Origin of the sequence: Ruegeria arenilitoris (assembly GCF_013031355.1) — a bacterium.
GTDB lineage: Bacteria > Pseudomonadota > Alphaproteobacteria > Rhodobacterales > Rhodobacteraceae > Ruegeria > Ruegeria arenilitoris_C.
Map to the genome: position 1 here is coordinate 34,179 of NZ_WPZO01000014.1, position 17,073 is coordinate 51,251.

Genomic DNA, 17,073 nt, shown 5'->3' on the forward strand with positions numbered 1-17,073 from the left:
AACACGGTCCAAAAACGAAAAAACCGGCGCGGTGGGCGCCGGTTTTCTTATGAACAGTGCGGGGCCTTAGCCGAACACGCGACCCAGCGCGCCATCGACCGCGTCGGTGATTTGGTCGATGTCGTCCGGCGTGGCGATCAGCGCGGGCGAGAAGCACAGCGTGTTGTTGCGGCCGGGGACCGAGCGGTTGGTGACGCCGATGATCACGCCCTGCGCCATACAATCGGCCACAACCGCCTGCGCCAGCTTCTCGTCCACCGGCTCTTTGCTGCTGCGATCCGCAACCAGTTCGGCGCCCAGGAACAGACCCTTGCCGCGCACGTCGCCGATGACTTTATGCTTTTCCATCAGCGCCTGCAGGTTGCCCATCATGCGATCGCCCATGGCCGAGCAGTTCCCCAACAGGTTCTCGTCCTCGATGATGCGCATATTCTCGATCGCGGCCGCCGGACCGGCGGTGCAACCACCAAAGGTCGAGATGTCGCGGAAATAGTTCAGCGGATCGGCTGCGTCGTCCTTGAACATTTCAAAGACTTCCTCGGTGGTCACCATGCAGGCAATCGCCGCATAGCCCGAGGCAACGCCCTTGGCCATGGTCACGAAGTCCGGCTTGATACCGTATTGCTGATAGCCGAACCATGTACCGGTGCGGCCAACGCCACAGACGACCTCGTCGATATGCAGCAGGATGTCGTATTTCTTGCAGATCTCCTGCACGCGCTGCCAGTAACCCTCGGGCGCTTCGATCACGCCGCCACCAGCAGTCACCGGTTCAAGGCACAGCGCGCCAACAGTGTCGGGACCTTCGCGCAGGATAACCTCTTCGATCTGATCCGCGGCCCATTCGCCGAAGTTCTCGACCGGTGCACCGTCCAGCTCGTGCTTGCGGTATTCCATGCAATGCGGCACGCGCACGAAACCGGGCGCGAAGGGGCCGTATTGCGCGTTGCGCTCATCCTGGCCACCTGCTGACATCGTGGCCAGAGTCGAGCCGTGGTAGTCGCGGTCGCGGTACAGAATCTTGGTCTTTTTACCGCCGTACTTCTTGTGGGCGATCTGGCGGATCATCTTGAACGCCTTCTCATTCGCCTCAGAGCCCGAGTTGGTGTAGTAGACGCGGCTCATGCCCGGCATCTTGTCGATCAGCTTCTCGGCGAAGATTGCACCGGGGATCGAACCGGCGGAGTTGGCGAAGTAGCACAGCTTCATCAGCTGGTCATACACGGCCTTGCAGATCGATTCGCGGCCATAGCCCACGTTGACGGTCCAGACGCCGCCCGAAACGGCATCCAGATGCTCTTTGCCGTTCTGATCCCAAACACGCATTCCCTTGCCTTCGACAATGATGCGGGGATCATTGGTTTCAAAGGGCTTATGCTGGATCAGGTGGTGCCAGATATGGGCGCGGTCGGCCTCGACCACGCGGGAAAGATCGTTTTCGTTGAACGTGCCGTCCATGACATGTCCTTTCAGAAGTATTGGGTGCGCAAGATGCGGGTACGTTGCCGCCCCGGCTTGGAATTTTCGATGGCCCAGATCACCGCGAATGGCCATCTGTAGATAGGGCCAGATTGCATCATCCCGTATTGCCAGTCCATGCACTCGGCGTATTTTTACGGGTTTGTCAGATGCGGTACTTTGTGATCAAGTCGCGCAGAATCTGAACTGGGAGGGTCAGCAGATGGCAACGGCCAATATCTACGAACGTCATTTGGACAAGAACCGCGCGAATTACACGCCCTTGTCCCCGCTGAGTTTCATTGAACGTACCGCAAAGATTTACCCGGACTACCCGTCGGTGGTCTATGGTGAGCGCCGGTATAGCTGGGCGGAAACCTATACCCGGTGCCGTCGTCTGGCGGGGGCGCTATCGGCGCGGGGGATCGGCAAGGGTGACACGGTCTCGATCATCGCCGCCAACATCCCCGAGATGTACGAGGCCCATTTCGGCGTGCCCATGGCCGGTGGAGTGCTGAACACGATCAACACGCGACTGGACGCGCCGATCATCGCCTTCATCCTGAACCACGCCGAAGCCAAGGTGCTGCTGGTCGACCCAGAGTTTTCGGGCGTGGTGAAAGAGGCCCTGAAACAGGTGGATCATGATCTGCTGGTGATCGACATCGAAGACCCCAGTTTTGATGGCGGTGAAAAGCTGGGCAGCCTGACCTATGACGCGCTGCTGGCCGAGGGCGACCCGGAATTCGCATGGTCTCTGCCCGATGACGAATGGGACGCGATCACGCTGAACTATACCTCCGGGACCACGGGCAATCCGAAAGGGGTCGTGTATCACCACCGGGGCGCGACGCTGAATGCACAGTCGGACCTGCTGGACTGGGACATGCCGAAACACTCGGTCTATCTGTGGACCCTGCCGATGTTCCACTGCAACGGCTGGTGTTTCCCTTGGGCAATGGCGGCCAATGCCGGGGTCTCGGTCTGCCTGCGGGCGGTGCGGGATGAGCCGATCTATGCCGCCTTCCGCGATGAAAAGGTCACCCATTTCTGCGGCGCGCCAATTGTTCTGAACATGCTGGCCAACGCGCCGGATCACCTGAAAGATTTCGATCATGAGATCAAAGTGATGACCGCAGGTGCCCCGCCGCCTGCCGCAGTGATCGAAAAGATGGAAGGCATGGGCGTGGAAGTGACCCATGTGTATGGGTTGACCGAGACCTATGGCCCCTCGGTTGTGTGTGCGTGGAAAGACGAGTGGAACAGCAAAGGCGCCGAGGAGCGTGCGGCGCTCAAGGTCCGTCAGGGTGTTCCCTATACGGCCCTGTCGGGGCTGATGGTGGCCGATCCGGATACCCTTGAACCCGTGCCTGCAGACGGCGAGACGATGGGTGAGATTTTCATGCAGGGCAATGTCGTCATGAAAGGCTATCTGAAAAACGCCGAGGCCTCAGACAAGGCGTTTCGTGGCGGCTGGTTTGCCTCGGGCGATTTGGGGGTGATGCACCCGGATGGCTATATCGCGCTCAAGGATCGGTCCAAGGACATCATCATCTCGGGTGGCGAAAATATCTCATCGGTCGAGGTCGAGGATATTCTCTACAAACACCCCGCCGTGATGGAGGCCGCCGTGGTCGCGCGCCCGGATGAGAAATGGGGTGAAACGCCCTGTGCTTTCATCGAACTCAAGCCGGATGCGCAGGCGAGTGAGGCGGATATCATTGCCTTCTGTCGGGACAACATGGCCCATTTCAAAGCACCCAAGACGGTGGTGTTCGGGGCATTGCCCAAGACCTCGACCGGTAAGATCCAGAAGTTCAAACTGCGGGATCAGGCAAGGTCGCTGACCTAGGTGCCCATCTTGTCAAAGAGGGAAAGATCAAGCTCCAGCATCTCACCCATCCACACCGCACGGTCCCGGTGATCTTCCAGATGGTCGCCGGTTTCCGGGTGGGTGAAGATGGTTAGACCCTGCCGGTTAAGCATCAGCCAAGGGATGACTTGATCGAAAGCGTCCGGTGCAAAACCCAGTTGGCAGCTCCAACGCGGATGCGGGCCGACATTCTTGGCATGCATCCGGCCTATTCTAACCGGAAACAGGCGCGCGGCCTCTTGGCAGACCTGTTGCGCAACGTGCTGCGTATTGGCGTCGAAGTAGACATGGGCGTGATAGCCGGTGATCTCGGGCATTGGGGCCTCCTGCGTGCGTAGACAGGCTACACGGGGCAGGCCGTCCTCGCCACCAGAGCCCGCACACAGGACCTGTGCGCCAGTTCAGGTCACGGTGTCGGGGTGGGCAGCCCTGAAGGCGGGATGAGCGGCGCAGGCGGCCTCGACCGCCAGAATGCGCGGCAGCTCGGACAGGTCCACTTGCCAGCGTCGCGCGTTGTACAATTGCGGGATCAGACACAGATCGGCCAGACCGGGCTGTGACCCTGCGCAATAGGGGGCCTGTTCGAACTCAGCCAACAGCGCCTCGAACGACAGCAGGCCGGGGCGGATAAAGTGGCGCATCCAATCGCCCAACGTCCCGTCAGTCCCGCCGCCGAGCGTGGTGGCGTACTGAGCGACCGAGAGGTTGCAGACCGGGTGGATATCCACGGCAATGGACTGCGCCAAGGCCGCTACTTTGGCCCGATGCGCGGGTTCAGCCGACAGCAAACCCAGACCCCGGGTCTGATCCAGATAGTCGATGATCGCCAGAGATTGCGTCAGCCGCAGTCCGTCAATCTCAAGCACCGGAACCAGTCCCTGCGGATTGCGCGCCAGGTGGGTCTGCGATTTTTGTGCCCCGTCCCTGAGATCGACCGAGACAGCACGATAGGCGATCCCGGCCAGATTCAGCGCAATGCGCACCCGGTAGCTGGCCGATGACTGCCCGTAGTCGAACAGGATCACCTCGGTCATGCTGTCAGCCGTTTTTCAACGCGGCAGCTTTCAAGGCTTGCGCCAGTACATCCGCGTTTCCGATATGGTTTGCCAGCACCAGAATAAGCCGTGCGTTCAGGGCTTCGCTTTCCGACTTTTCCAACCCGTCATGGGCGGTCAGCAACTCGGCATAGAAATCGTCGCCATTGTCGAGGTTTGGGGTGAGGATCAGATCGGCCATCTTGCTTACTCCTTACCGGTGGCCCGGCGGATCGCCTGCCGGAATGCGTTTTCTTCGAACGTGTCGCGCCGTGCAGCCACGTGTTGATCCGGGCGGATCAGGTAGACCGCGCTGGTGGCATCGCCCAGATAGCGTCGCTTCAGCTCAAGCGTCAGGTCATCCTTGACCGACAGCGCCAACCGGGTGGTTTCGATGCCGTCTTCCTCGATCCGGGCCGGGGCGTCGGCGTCGATGGTCAGCAGGGTGAATTTACCCGCCAGTTTCGGCAACAGGAAGTCATCGCCCAAAGGCGCATCGGGGCAGGCCGCACCCGGGCGGGTGATATCCGGCCCGTTCAGGGCATCCGCCGAGCTGAGCGAGGACCCCTCGTAAGTGCATGGCGTGCTCAGCCGCCCGGAATTCACCAGCGGCCGGGCAAAGTCAAAATGTTCGCTTAGGTCCAGAACCGCATCCCGGAACTGTCGCGACATGTCGGATTTCGGCGTGATGAAATCGGTCGAGCGCGTGGACATGCGGATATTTTCGTCAGCGGCCTGAACCCGCTCGCGGTTGTAGCTGTCCAACAGAATTTCGGGTGCTTTGCCGTCGATGACCAGTTTGAGCTTCCAGCACAGGTTATCCGCATCCTGCATTCCGGAATTTGCACCGCGCGCCCCAAAAGGGCTGACTTGATGCGCACTGTCCCCGGCGAACAAAACGCGGCCATAGCGGAACCGTTCCATCCGCCGACATTGGAACGTGTAGATCGATACCCATTCCAGATCGAACTTCACATCCTCACCCAACATTGCCTTGAGTCGCGGGATGACGTTCTCGGGCTTTTGTTCACGCTCCTTGTCGATATCCCACCCCAGTTGCAGATCGATGCGCCAGACATTGTCGGGCTGCTTGTGCAGCAGTGCCGATTGCCCGCGATTGAAGGGCGGATCGAACCAGAACCAGCGCTCGGTCGGGAAATCGGCCTCCATCACCACGTCGGCGATCAGAAAGTTGTCTTCGAATACGCGGCCTTCGAAATCCAGCCCCAGCATCCGCCGTGTCGGTGAGTTCGCCCCGTCACAGGCGATCAGCCAGTCGGCCTCAATATTATAGGGGCCTTCGGGGGTTTCTACCTCGAGCGTGACATGGCTGTTATGGGTTCCGATGGCTTCGACCTTGTTGCGGCCACGGATTTCAAGGGACGCGCCTTCAGCCTGCAATTCGCGCACCCTGTCTACAAGGGCCTTTTCGAAATAGTATTGCTGCAGGTTGATGAAGGCCGGGTTCGCGTATCCGGTATCGGGCTGCAAGTTGAACTCATACACCTGACGCTCATCGAAATAGACTTTGCCCGCGTTCCACAGCACCCCTTTTTCCATCATTGGACGCCCCGCGCCCAGACGGTCGGCGATATCAAGCGTACGCTGCGAAAAGCAGATCGCACGGCTGCCGAAACTGACCTTGTCATTGTCGTCCAGCACCACGACCTCGACCCCTTGCTGGGCCAGATCAATCGCGGTGGCCAGTCCAATCGGCCCCGCACCGATCACGATCACTTTGTGCCGGACAGGCGTGGAAGCATCCTGATCCGGGCTGCGTTCATAGGCGTAAAGCGGGACTTCGAAAATCTTGTTCATGGGCTCTCCCCCGATGGTCTGGCGCTGGCTACGCGCAAGATTTCGTTCTCCGACCCTGCGAGGCCGAAGGCTTGAACCAATGGTTTCACCGAAAATTCCGCCGCAAAACGATCTGGATCAAATGCGGCGGAAATTCCTTGTCCTTTGTAAGGCCCTTACCGCGCGTAGGGAGATGCGAGAGCAGGCAATACCGTGCCGGTGCAGTCGCCGAACCCGATTGTGTAACCCTTGCCTTTGGCTGCACCTGTCAGGGTCAGGGTGTCGCCGTCTTCAATGAAGCTACGGGTTTCACCGCTGTCCAGTGTCAGCGGTTCTTTTCCGCCCCAGCTGAGTTCCAGCAGCGAACCCCGTTCCGGTTTCGTCGGGCCCGAGATGGTGCCCGACCCCAGCAGATCGCCGGTATTCATTGGGCAGCCCGAGGTGGTGTGATGCGCCAGTTGCTGCGCGGCGGAATAGTACATTTCCTTGTAATTCGTCCGGGCAATTGTGGTGGCCGGTTTGCCCGCGGGCGCCATCGTCACGGACAGGTCGATGTCATACAGCATAGGGCCGCAGTCTTTCAGGTGGTCCAGCAACTCGTGCTCGCGCGCGGGGGTGTCGCAGCGGAAGGGTTCCAAAGCGGTTTTGGTGACAATCCACGGGCTGATCGAGGTAGCGGTGGCCTTGGCCTGAAACGGGCCAAGAGGCTGGTATTCCCACGCCTGAATGTCCCGCGCGGACCAGTCGTTCAGCAGGACGTATCCGAAGATGTGGTCATCCGCTTCCTGCACGGTGATCGGGCCATCCGAGGGCGTGCCGACAATGGCGCCCATCTCAAGCTCGATGTCAAAGCGGCGGCTGGGCAGGAATGCGGGCTTCTCTTGGTCTAGTGATTTCAACTGACCCCAGGGACGACGGATATCGGAGCCCGATACGACAACCGAGGATGCCCGGCCATTGTACCCGATGGGAATGTGCAACCAGTTCGGAGGCAGCGCGTTTTCCGGCCCGCGGAACATTGTGCCCACGTTTTGTGCGTGGTGGCGGCCGGCATAGAAATCGGTGTATTCGCTGACCGCAAAAGGCATTTGCAGTTCTGCTGCGTCCTGCGGAACCAGAAGGGGTTCGACCTTTTCCTGTTCGTCAGACCCTTCGGCCAGCAGAGATGTCAGACGCGCACGCAATGCAGCCCAGACGGCCGGGCCTTGCTCCATCAGCGGGTTCCAGAAGGGGAGGTCGAACAGTGGCTCGTCGTCCAGAACGATCACCCCTTCAGCCTCAGCTGCGGTTACGTCCAGAATCATGCTTCCAATCGCCACGCCGCAATGCGGTTCGGATCCGTCGACCGAAAAGACACCATAAGGCAGGTTGTTCAGCGGAAAAGGATGGTCGGCGTCATTGGCCGAGGCCACCCAGGATTTCATCAATGGCATCTGTGATCCTTGTCAGTTTATTGCGCGTCCCGCAGGGATTTCAGCCCCAGCAGAAGCGCGGCCAATATCATGAACCCGCCGCCAGCTCGGTCCAGCCACAGCCGCGCCGAGCCCTTGAGACGCGTTGCCAGCCAACTGGCGCTGCCGCCATAGACGGTCAGAAACAGTCCGTCGATGGTCAGATAGGTGACCGAGAGGATGGCGAATTGCGGCCAGAACGGCAACGCGCTGTCGATGAACAGCGGGAACAGGGCAGCAAAGAACACCACTGCTTTGGGATTGGCGGCGGAGGTGATGAAACCCTGCGTCCAAAGCGACTTGCGGCTGGCGTGCGGTGCTGTCTGGGTCGTTTTGCGTTCCGCTTTGACGATCATCTTCACCCCAAGAAACACCAGGTAAGCCACGCCCAGCCACTTGATCACCGCCAGCGCCGCGCCCGAGGCGGCGATGATCGCGGCCAGACCAAGCCCGGCCGCCAACATTTGCAGCAGGTTCGCCGTTAGGTCTCCGGCCGCCGTAAACATCCCGCGCTTCAGCCCGTTGGTTGCCGAGTTGGACAGCATCAGCAACTGGCTCGGGCCGGGTGTGCTCATCAGCAGCAGGACGGTGGCAACATAGGTGATCCAGATATCAAAGCTCATGCCTACTTCACTTCTTGCCCGGTGTTCCGTCGAACTTTTTCTCAAGTGAGGTCCAGCAGTCAATGTAATCGTCCTGCAAGGGGGCCTCGTCGGCCGCAAAAGGCGTCAGATGCTGCGGGAACCGGGTTTCGAACATGAAGGACATGGTGTTGTCCAGCTTGTCTGGGCCAAGGTTCGCATTCGACGCTTTTTCGAACGCCTCGCGGTCCGGCCCGTGCGGCAGCATCATATTGTGCAGGCTCATGCCGCCGGGAACAAAGCCCTGCGGCTTGGCATCGTACTGACCGTAGATGTTGCCCATAAGCTCGGACATGATGTTCTTGTGATACCAAGGCGGGCGGAACGTATCCTCGGCCACCATCCAGCGTTCACGGAACAGGACAAAGTCGATATTGGCCGTGCCCGGCTGCCCCGAAGGTGCGGTCAGCACGGTAAAGATCGACGGGTCAGGGTGATCGAACAGGATCGCTCCGACCGGGCAATAGGTGCGCAGGTCGTATTTGTAGGGTGCATAGTTGCCGTGCCATGCGACCACGTCCAGCGGGCTTTGGCCGATCTTGGTAGTATGGAACTGCCCGCACCATTTGACAGTCACGGTCGAGGGCACCTCACGATCCTCAAACGCCGCGACAGGCGCCTTGAAATCGCGTGGGTTGGCCATGCAGTTGGCGCCGATCGGGCCGCGGCCCGGCAGCTCGAATTTCTGACCGTAGTTCTCGCAGACAAAGCCGCGCGCGGGACCCTCCAGTACCTCAACCCTGTACACCAGCCCACGTGGAATAATCGCGATTTCCTTGGGCTCAAGGTCGATGATCCCCAGCTCGGTCGCAAAGCGCAGGCGGCCTTCCTGCGGCACCACCAGCAACTCGGAATCGGCCGAGTAGAAATAGGCGTCCACCATCGACTCGGTGACCAGATAGATGTGGCTGGCCATGCCCACCTGCGTGTTCACGTCGCCTGCCGTGGTCATCGTGTGCATACCTGTCAGCCAGGTCAGCCCCTGATCGGAATGCGGCACCGCATCCCAGCGGTACTGGCCCAGGCTGATCACGTCCGGATCGACAAAAGGCGCGGATTTCCAATAAGGCAGGTCGATCTTTTCATAGCGGTGCGAATGCTTGACCGACGGCCGGATGCGATAGCACCACGTCCGTTCCGGCGGGTTGGCGGTGAAAGCCGTACCGCTGAGTTGCTCACCATAGAGACCATAGTTGCAGCGCTGCGGGCTGTTCATTCCCTGCGGCAGCGCGCCGGGCAGGGCCTCGGTTTCGAAGTCATTTCCAAAGCCGGGCATATAGCCCGCATGGGTGCCGACCGGGCTGCTGGCCTGGGTCATTTCATGCGGATCAGTCGGATGGTTCATCCTGCGTTCCTCCGTTTGCTGCTTGTGGGATAATAGTCGGTTTTGTAACTAACAAGCATGACTCGGGACGATTCCATGAAAAAAGATGACTTTAATTTGCAAAATTTCTTGCCCTACCTGCTGAACCGGGCGGCCGAGGAAAGCTCGTTGGAATTTCAGAAGGTCTACAAGGACCACTACGGTATGCTGCGTAACGAATGGCGGGTCCTGTTCCACTTGGGCAATTACGGCGAAATGACCGCGAAAGAGATCGGCGAACGCGCCAGGCTCCACAAAACCAAGGTCAGCCGTGCGGTGCACAGGCTGGAGGAACGCCGGTATCTGCTGCGCAGCCGCAGTGACACGGATCGCAGGGTGGAAAATCTGATGCTGACGACCTTGGGGCAATCCGTCTATCACGAGCTATACGGTATCGCCGGGCAATATGATGCAAAGCTGGCAGCACAATTCAGTTCGGACGAGGTGGCCCTGTTGCGCAAAATGCTGCGCCAGCTGGCGCATATGGAGTGATCACTGGTAATCCCGGTCTCTGGCCCCCAGATGACAACCAGAGTGGACACTGGAATAATAACAAAATGACGACCCTGAACGCCGATGCGGCGAAATCAACTGATTTGATCGAATGGATTGTGACACGCGGCCTCGAGGGAGCCGCGAAAGAAGACCTGTTGGACGGCTACTGCAACAAGCTGTTGGAACTGGGCGTGCCTTTGATGCGCTTTCATGCGGCGCAATCGGCATTGCACCCGGTCTACGGCGGCACCGGGTTCAGTTGGTATCAGGGGCGAGGGGGTGAGTCCGAGACCTTTGAGTATACCGAAGAGCCCAGCGAACAGTGGAGGCAAAGCCCCCTTTTCGCAATTCTGAACAATGAGGTGGACGAAATCCGCGAGCGTCTGGTCGATCAGAACGAGGCCAATCGCTATCCCTTGCTGAATGACCTGCGCCAGATCGGGGCGACGGATTACTATGCCACCGGGGTCAGCTTTAACGTGCCGACCCAAAGCGTGACAGGAATTGCCAAAGAGGCCGTGGACGGGGTTCTGATGTCCTGGGCCTCAAACGCGCCGGAAGGATTCCGTGACAGTGATCTGGACCTGATCAACACGGCGCTGCCGCATCTGGGGTTGGCGCTGAAATCCGCGTCGAGTGCCCGGATATCTAAAGACCTTATGCGGGTGTATCTGGGCCGCGACGCGGGGCGCCGCGTGTTGTCGGGCGAAATCCGGCGAGGATCATTGCAGCAGATCGATGCAGTGATGTGGAACTTTGACCTTGAGGGTTTTACCAGCCTGTCTGAGGAACTGCCGGGCAATGAAATCATCGACATGCTGAATGATTATCTGGCCGTCGCCGTGGGTGTCGTGCACGACAATCGCGGTAATATCCTGAAATTCATGGGCGACGGGCTGATGGCGATGTTCGACGTCGGCGAGATCGACGAGGACGCGCGGGCGGCCCTTAAAGCCGTGCCGGTGTTGCAGGAACGGATGGAGGCGCTGAATGCCCGCCGCAAGGCCGAGGGCCTGCCGGTGGCCAGCTTCACCCTCGCCCTGCACGCTGGTGAAATCCTGTACGGCAATATCGGATCCGAGACGAGATTGGACTTTACGGTGATCGGCCCCGCCGTGAACCAGACTGCGCGAATTGCCGGGATGCACAAGTCACTGGGACAGCGGATTCTGATCTCGGATGATGTTGCACGCGCGGCGCAGCCTTGCGGTCATAACCTTGTGTCTGTCGGGCGCTACATGCTGCGCGGCGTGCCGGAACCGAAAGAGCTGTTTACGATCTACGAACCTCGACACTGAAAACCCGGCTGTGCCCTGACAGCAAAGACCTGTTCTTTAACGATTTTGACGAAAAAAGCTTCTGTCGTATGATCACCCCCTGTCGTTGCCGACAGGGGTGAGTAACAAGTTGCGTCGACAAGGAGCTGATCAGACCTTGCAGTTCGATAGTCTCTTCGATTCATTTATCGTGATGCTGGCCCTGGTCGGGTCGGCGGTGTGGTTCCGGCACAGCAATGTCATTCAAGAGCGCGAACAGGGCGTGTTCGCCCGCTTGGTCACCGATTTTGCTTTGCCGGCTTTGATATTCGCCAATCTCAGCAGCGAACCGTTTCGCGTTCGGAACTTCGAGCTTGCCCTTGTGCTTTTCATGGCCATCGCCGTGGTCATGACGGTCGCGTGGTTGGCCGGGCGATGGATGCGATTGGACAGGCCGGTGCTGGGGTCGGTGATCCTTGTGTCAGGGGTCGGCAGCACGTCGACGCTGGGGTATTCGCTGCTTCAGAACATTTATGGCGACAACACCGAAATCATGAGCCAGCTCGTCGTGATGGGCGAAATTGGCGTAGTGCTGCCCCTGTTTACCGTCGGCGTCGCCATCGCCAGCTATTACGGTGAAAATAACGACGAAGGGCCAACGATAGCGGATGCCCTGAAGACATTCGTGCGGTCACCGATTTTCCTGGCCTTTGTATTGGGTGTTTTGGCGTCTGCCATTGGCCTTCCGCAAGGCAGCAGGGTTGTGGAACTGCTGAATGACTTCCTTGGGATTGCCAGCGCGTCGCTGACCTTCCTCGTGGCCTTCACGATCGGGCTGATGCTGCGACCAGTCGGATTTCAGCAGTTCGCTGGTTTGTTCGTTCTGGTCTGCGCGCTGAAATTGCTGCTCGAGCCGTTGGTCGCAGGCGGGTTTGCCTTTGTGCTGGGGTTGCCGGACTTTCAACGCGACATACTGGTGATCGAGGCCGCGATGCCGTCCGGGGCTTTGGCCGCAGTGATCGCCGCGCGCTACGGGTGCGACGCGGCAATTGCCTCAGCCTTGTTGATCGCGACCTTCGTGCTCAGCCTGTTTGCGGTGCCGCTGATTGGGTATTTGGCGCTGTAGGTTACCCCTCCGCTGGGGGCACGACCCGTTGGTAGAGGTGCCACGTGGCATGGCCAAGAATTGGCAGGGTGAAGATCAGGCCCAGAAATGCCGGAACCATCGACAATAGCATGGTGACCGAGATGATCGCCGCCCAGGTCAGCATGACCACAGGATTTTCCGCAACGACGCGGATGGACGTCAGCATGGCGGACACGAAATTGGTTTCCCGGTCAAGCAGCATGGGCATTGCAATGACAGTCACCGAGAACAGAACTGCCGACAAAAAGGCACCGACGCAGGTGCCAACGGCCAGGAAGGTCCAGCCCTGCGGTGTGAAGAAGACGGTATTTAGGAATCCGTCAAAATCCGAGAAGGATGCGTTCTGCAGGATGATCGCAAGCCAAAGCCGAATTTGGTAAATCCACACCCAGAAAATGAACAGGGTGACAAAGGCCATCCAGCCCATTTCGCGTTTGCGCTGATTGGCCATGACGCCGAGGATTTCAGACCAACCGAAACTTTCCCCCTTCTGCAATCGGCGAGACATCTCGTACAGCCCGGCGGCGGCGAAGGGCGCGACCAGTGGGAAACCTACAATGGCGGGAATGATCATCCAGATCTTGCCAAGCCAGACCAGACCCCAAACAAACAGGATGCCGAAGACTGCATAGAAAAGGCCGAAAAAGCCGCTCATCAACGGGCGCGCCAGAAAATCTGAAAAACCGGCTTTCAGCGAGGCGGTGATGTCACTGGATGTCACCGTGTTTACTTCGGGCACGGATTGTTGCTGCGGCTTCAGATTGTCCGGTGGTGTGGACCCTTCGGTGTCGGATGTCATGGCACGCTCCTCCCAAAGCACAGTGCTTTGCTGGTCCGTTTGCCAACGGACCCAGCTGTGAACAGGCGCCTTTCCTCTGCAAACAAGTCTGCATCAGGTAAGGCACAAGGGCAAGGTGGAGGAGGTTGGCAGCTTAGCTGCGCGTGTTGTGCGGGCAGAACCCCTTAAAAATCGATCTCGACGCCCGGCAGGTTCAGCTCTTTCATCATGTCACGCAACTCTTGCCGCGCGGCGATGTTCGAGATGTTCAGCTGTTTGACCCCAATATCCTTGAGGTCCAGCAGGGTCAGGCCGCGCGGGAAGAGTTCGCGGAAAATCACCCGCTCGGAAAAGCCCGAGGCGACGCGGAAGCCGATGCGCTGCGACAGCATCTCGATCGCGCGTTGCATCTTTTCCTTGTTGACCATGCGCTGTGTACCAACACGGTTGCGCACGACGACCCAGTCGATGGGTTTCAGCCCGGCTTGCGCGCGCAGCTGCCGCGCGTTCCAGACCATTTCGGAGTACACCGACGGCCCTAGGATTTTCTCACCCTTTGAATCGATCCGCGCCAGCAGGTCGAAATCGATGAAACTGTCGTTCAGTGGTGTGATCAGCGTATCGGCCAGCGAATGCGCCACCTGGCTGAGGCGGGTGTGTGAGCCGGGGCAATCGATCAGGATAAAGTCGCTGTCGCTTTCCAGTTCGGCCACCGCGGCGGACAGGCGGTGGTCATAGATATTCTCACCGGGTTTCAGCTTGCTTGCATCGATCTCGGGCAGATCATGGTGGCGCGGGCTGGGCAGACGTGCCTCGGAGCCGTTCATGAAGTTGCCGCGGTTTTCGAAATAACGCCCAAGGCTGCGCTGCCGCAGGTCAAGGTCCAGCGTGCTGACCTTGTGCCCCAGTCGCGCCAGCGCGGTTGCGACATGCATCGACACGGTCGATTTGCCTGCGCCGCCCTTCTCGTTCCCCACTACGATGATATGTGCCATGCTTGTATTCCCATGTCCCGCCGTGCTTGCCCACACGTTGTTGTGAGCCACTATATGTTGTGGAAAGCTGGAAGGGAAGGACCCCAATAGGTGATATCAGGCTCTAATTTGGAAAACCAAGGTGTGCGGGCGGGTTAGGCTGTACTCTTGTCAAACACCGTGCCCTGTTTCACTGTCGGGGGCAGGGAAATGCGATAGGGGCAGCCGTTGGATCACCTGTTTCTGAACGTTCTGAACGTGGTCCTGCCGGTGCTGATCTGCGCCGGGATCGGCTATAGTCTGGCCCTGATCAAGGCGCCCTTCGACAACAAGGTGATCGGCGGGATTGTCTCGCGTGTCGGGTACCCGACGCTGATCATCTCGCACCTGTCCACCACCAATATCGCCGTCGGTACGTTTCTGGATGTGATGGCCGCTGCCGCGTTGGCGATTGCCGGGTTCGGCGTGCTGGGGTTCGTTGCCTTGAAGGCGATGCGCCTGCCGGTGCGGGCGTTTCTGACACCGCTGATGCATGGCAATGTTGGCAATATCGGCCTGCCGATCACACTGCTGGCGCTTGGCGATGCCGGTATGGCTTATACGATGGGCTTCGTGGTGGTCGTGCTGATCAGTATCTTCACTGTGGGCATGTGGATACCGGCCGGAGAGTTTTCCCCGAAAAAACTCGCCACATCGCCGATCATCTATGCGGTGGTGATCTCGCTGATCCTGATGGCGACCGGATACAGCTTGCCGCAGCCGGTGGCCAAGTCCTTTGACATACTCGGTGGCTTGTCCATCCCGCTGATGCTGCTGACGCTGGGCCACACGCTGGCAACATTGCAGATCCAGAGCCTGGGCCGGGCGGTGATGCTGACCGTTCTGCATCTGGCGATGGCAGTTGTGATCGCCAGCGGTCTGGTCTGGGCGTTCGGCTTTACCGGGGCGGAACGCGGTGCGGTGATCCTGTGTTGCCTAATGCCGTCTTCGGTGGCGACCTACCTGTTCATTGACCAGCACGTGCCGGAATACGGGTCGGATGTAGCAGGCTTTATCCTGATATCGACGCTCAGCACGATTGTCGTGCTGCCCGTTGCGCTGTCTTATTGGATCTGACGCGGGTACTATGCGCAGAGGTAAAAATCGCTAAACTTCTGAATAATTGCGTTAATCAACCATAGTTTGAGGGCAATTTGATGCGTGACAAGACCTCGGAAGACGTGAGCCCGCAGGCCCGCGCTCGTGTCGTTCTGGCGATGACGGCGATTTGTATGATGGTCGTAGGGTTCAACACAACCGCCGTCGCCACCGTCCTGCCCAACCTAAAGGCCGAGTTCGATCTGACCCCGTCCGGGCTGCAATGGGTGATGGCAACTTATACGGTGGCCAGCGCCACGCTTGTCACCATCGTCAGCCGGCTGGGTGATATCACCGGCAAGATGGGTGTGTTTTTCTTTGGCATGATCGTTTTTGCCATCGGGTCGGCCTCGGTCCTGTTTGCGCAGGATGGGGTGATGCTGCTGTTTGGGCGTGGCGCACAGGGGGCGGGGGCGGCGGCGCTGTTCGGAACCTCTCTGTCGCTGCTGACCGCCGCCACGCCCGAGGAGCAACGCGCCAGCGTCACCGGGGCTTGGGGCGCGATTGTTGGCCTGGCTATCGGTGTCGGGCCAATCGTCGGAGGGGCCTTCGGCCACTATGTCAGTTGGAGGGCGGTTTTTGCGGCTGATCTGGTGCTGTTGGCGGTGGCCTTTGCCATTGGGCTGCATGTCAGTCGGCGCAATTACGTCCCCGACACGCGCCTTGCGGGGGCAAAATTCGACTATCCGGGGGCGGTTGCCATCCTCTTGTTCCTCGGGCCTCTTTCCTTTGCGCTCAGCAATGGGGAAAGCGGCGGCTGGGCCACGCCCCTTACGCTGATACCACTGGCCATTGCTGCGATGGCAACGGTTGTATTGGTCATCGTCTCACGCCGCGCCGAAGACCCGCTGATCGAACTGCGATACTTCCGCCACCCGCGTTACTTCATGGCTGCGGCGGGGATGTTTTTTACCGGCTTCACGCTGTTCTGCTTCTTTGTCTATTTCAACACTTTCGTGCAGTCGCCGGATGCCTTTGGGTATAGCTCCATCGGCGCAGGGCTGGCGATCATGCCGCTCAGTCTCAGCATGTTTGTCATCTCGGTCACTGCGCCGCGGTTTCTGGCGCCCTACAGCTTTCAATGGCCAGTTGCGATTGGGCTTGGGGCGATGGCCTGCGGGTTCCTGTTGCTGATGACCACCGCGAACACCACGCAATATGCCGAGATCTGGTGGAAACTGTTGATTGTCGGCATCGGAATGGGCATCTGTTTCTCGCTGCTGCCGCGTCTTGGTTTGCGCCTTTTGCCCGAGGAACATGTGGGGCAGGGGTCAGGCGTGATCAACGCCTGCCTCTATTTCGGTGCCACCTTGGGGGCCGTGGTCGGAGGCCTTGCCGAATCCATCACCAAACGTCGTGGCCTGTCCGAAGTGATCGATGCGCTGCCCGCCGGATCGACCCAGCGCGAGGATCTGGCCCATGCGCTTACCCATGGCACGCCCAGCCAGATACAGCAGCAGATAGCCGGGATGGACCCTACCGCCAGCGCCGCTCTGGCCAAGGCGCTGCGGGATTTGCAGGACAACGCCTTTGACAGTGCCATGCTGGTTGCGGCGGTTGCGGCGCTGGTCGGGATGGGGCTGGCGTTGATGCTATTGCGTGGACCGGTGCCACCGCTGCACAGTGCGGCCGAGTTGACGCGCGGGGGGCGTTAAGTGCCGCGGCCTAA

The 17,073-nt window shown here is 59.4% G+C and carries 16 protein-coding genes; 6 read left to right on the top strand and 10 right to left on the bottom strand.

Features of this window, described 5'->3' with window-relative positions; genetic code table 11:
• Window positions 1-66 precede the first annotated feature (66 nt).
• Window positions 67-1,458: an aminotransferase family protein gene (locus GOX63_RS21465; RefSeq protein ID WP_170328386.1), complete on the bottom strand. Its 1,392-nt coding sequence runs from the start codon at window positions 1,456-1,458 to the stop codon at window positions 67-69.
• 223 nt (window positions 1,459-1,681) lie between these two features.
• Between GOX63_RS21465 and GOX63_RS21470 the strand changes: the two genes are divergently transcribed.
• Window positions 1,682-3,310, top strand: a complete 1,629-nt coding sequence (locus GOX63_RS21470; protein ID WP_170328385.1) for an acyl-CoA synthetase — start codon at window positions 1,682-1,684, stop codon at window positions 3,308-3,310.
• Here GOX63_RS21470 and GOX63_RS21475 read toward each other — a convergent pair.
• From GOX63_RS21475 to hmgA, 7 genes are all read right to left on the bottom strand, one after another.
• Window positions 3,307-3,648, bottom strand: coding sequence for a DOPA 4,5-dioxygenase family protein (locus GOX63_RS21475; protein WP_170328384.1), 342 nt, complete (start codon window positions 3,646-3,648; stop codon window positions 3,307-3,309). The two genes, GOX63_RS21470 and GOX63_RS21475, sit on opposite strands and share 4 nt — an antisense overlap.
• An 84-nt stretch (window positions 3,649-3,732) precedes the next feature.
• Complete coding sequence (maiA, locus tag GOX63_RS21480; protein ID WP_170547186.1) at window positions 3,733-4,365, bottom strand: maleylacetoacetate isomerase; 633 nt, start codon at window positions 4,363-4,365, stop codon at window positions 3,733-3,735.
• A gap of 4 nt (window positions 4,366-4,369) precedes the next feature.
• Window positions 4,370-4,567, bottom strand: a complete 198-nt coding sequence (locus tag GOX63_RS21485) for a DUF2783 domain-containing protein (RefSeq protein ID WP_170328382.1) — start codon at window positions 4,565-4,567, stop codon at window positions 4,370-4,372.
• A 5-nt stretch (window positions 4,568-4,572) separates the two neighbouring features.
• Complete coding sequence (locus tag GOX63_RS21490) at window positions 4,573-6,183, bottom strand: FAD-dependent oxidoreductase (protein WP_170328381.1); 1,611 nt, start codon at window positions 6,181-6,183, stop codon at window positions 4,573-4,575.
• A 155-nt stretch (window positions 6,184-6,338) separates the two neighbouring features.
• Window positions 6,339-7,595 carry a fumarylacetoacetase gene (gene fahA / locus GOX63_RS21495; protein ID WP_170328380.1) on the bottom strand — a complete coding sequence of 419 codons (1,257 nt, stop codon included), beginning with the start codon at window positions 7,593-7,595 and terminating at the stop codon, window positions 6,339-6,341.
• Window positions 7,596-7,612: 17 nt separating this feature from the next.
• Window positions 7,613-8,236: a LysE family translocator gene (locus GOX63_RS21500; RefSeq protein WP_170328379.1), complete on the bottom strand. Its 624-nt coding sequence runs from the start codon at window positions 8,234-8,236 to the stop codon at window positions 7,613-7,615.
• A 7-nt stretch (window positions 8,237-8,243) separates the two neighbouring features.
• Entirely contained in the window at window positions 8,244-9,599 is a 1,356-nt protein-coding gene (hmgA, locus tag GOX63_RS21505) for a homogentisate 1,2-dioxygenase (protein ID WP_170547189.1), read from the bottom strand.
• A gap of 75 nt (window positions 9,600-9,674) precedes the next feature.
• Between hmgA and GOX63_RS21510 the strand changes: the two genes are divergently transcribed.
• The 3 genes from GOX63_RS21510 (at window position 9,675) to GOX63_RS21520 (ending at window position 12,494) form a co-directional block, all read left to right on the top strand.
• Window positions 9,675-10,109, top strand: coding sequence for a MarR family winged helix-turn-helix transcriptional regulator (locus tag GOX63_RS21510; protein ID WP_254436059.1), 435 nt, complete (start codon window positions 9,675-9,677; stop codon window positions 10,107-10,109).
• Window positions 10,110-10,174: 65 nt separating this feature from the next.
• Entirely contained in the window at window positions 10,175-11,410 is a 1,236-nt protein-coding gene (locus GOX63_RS21515) for an adenylate/guanylate cyclase domain-containing protein (RefSeq protein WP_170328376.1), read from the top strand.
• Window positions 11,411-11,546: 136 nt separating this feature from the next.
• On the top strand, window positions 11,547-12,494 hold the full coding sequence (locus GOX63_RS21520; RefSeq protein ID WP_170328375.1) for an AEC family transporter: 948 nt from the start codon (window positions 11,547-11,549) through the stop codon (window positions 12,492-12,494).
• Window position 12,495: 1 nt separating this feature from the next.
• Here GOX63_RS21520 and GOX63_RS21525 read toward each other — a convergent pair whose 3' ends face one another.
• Together GOX63_RS21525 and GOX63_RS21530 are read right to left on the bottom strand one after the other, a co-directional pair.
• A complete protein-coding gene (locus GOX63_RS21525; protein ID WP_170547192.1) occupies window positions 12,496-13,314 on the bottom strand; it encodes a DUF2189 domain-containing protein in 819 nt (272 codons plus the stop codon).
• Between the two features lie 164 nt (window positions 13,315-13,478).
• Complete coding sequence (locus tag GOX63_RS21530; protein WP_170328373.1) at window positions 13,479-14,288, bottom strand: division plane positioning ATPase MipZ; 810 nt, start codon at window positions 14,286-14,288, stop codon at window positions 13,479-13,481.
• A gap of 207 nt (window positions 14,289-14,495) precedes the next feature.
• Here GOX63_RS21530 and GOX63_RS21535 point away from each other — a divergent pair, with 207 nt between their 5' ends.
• Window positions 14,496-15,383 (top strand): AEC family transporter, encoded by an 888-nt coding sequence (locus GOX63_RS21535; RefSeq protein WP_170328372.1) that lies wholly within the window; start codon window positions 14,496-14,498, stop codon window positions 15,381-15,383.
• Window positions 15,384-15,463: 80 nt separating this feature from the next.
• On the top strand, window positions 15,464-17,059 hold the full coding sequence (locus GOX63_RS21540) for an MFS transporter (RefSeq protein WP_170328371.1): 1,596 nt from the start codon (window positions 15,464-15,466) through the stop codon (window positions 17,057-17,059).
• The last annotated feature ends 14 nt before the right edge of the window (window positions 17,060-17,073 follow it).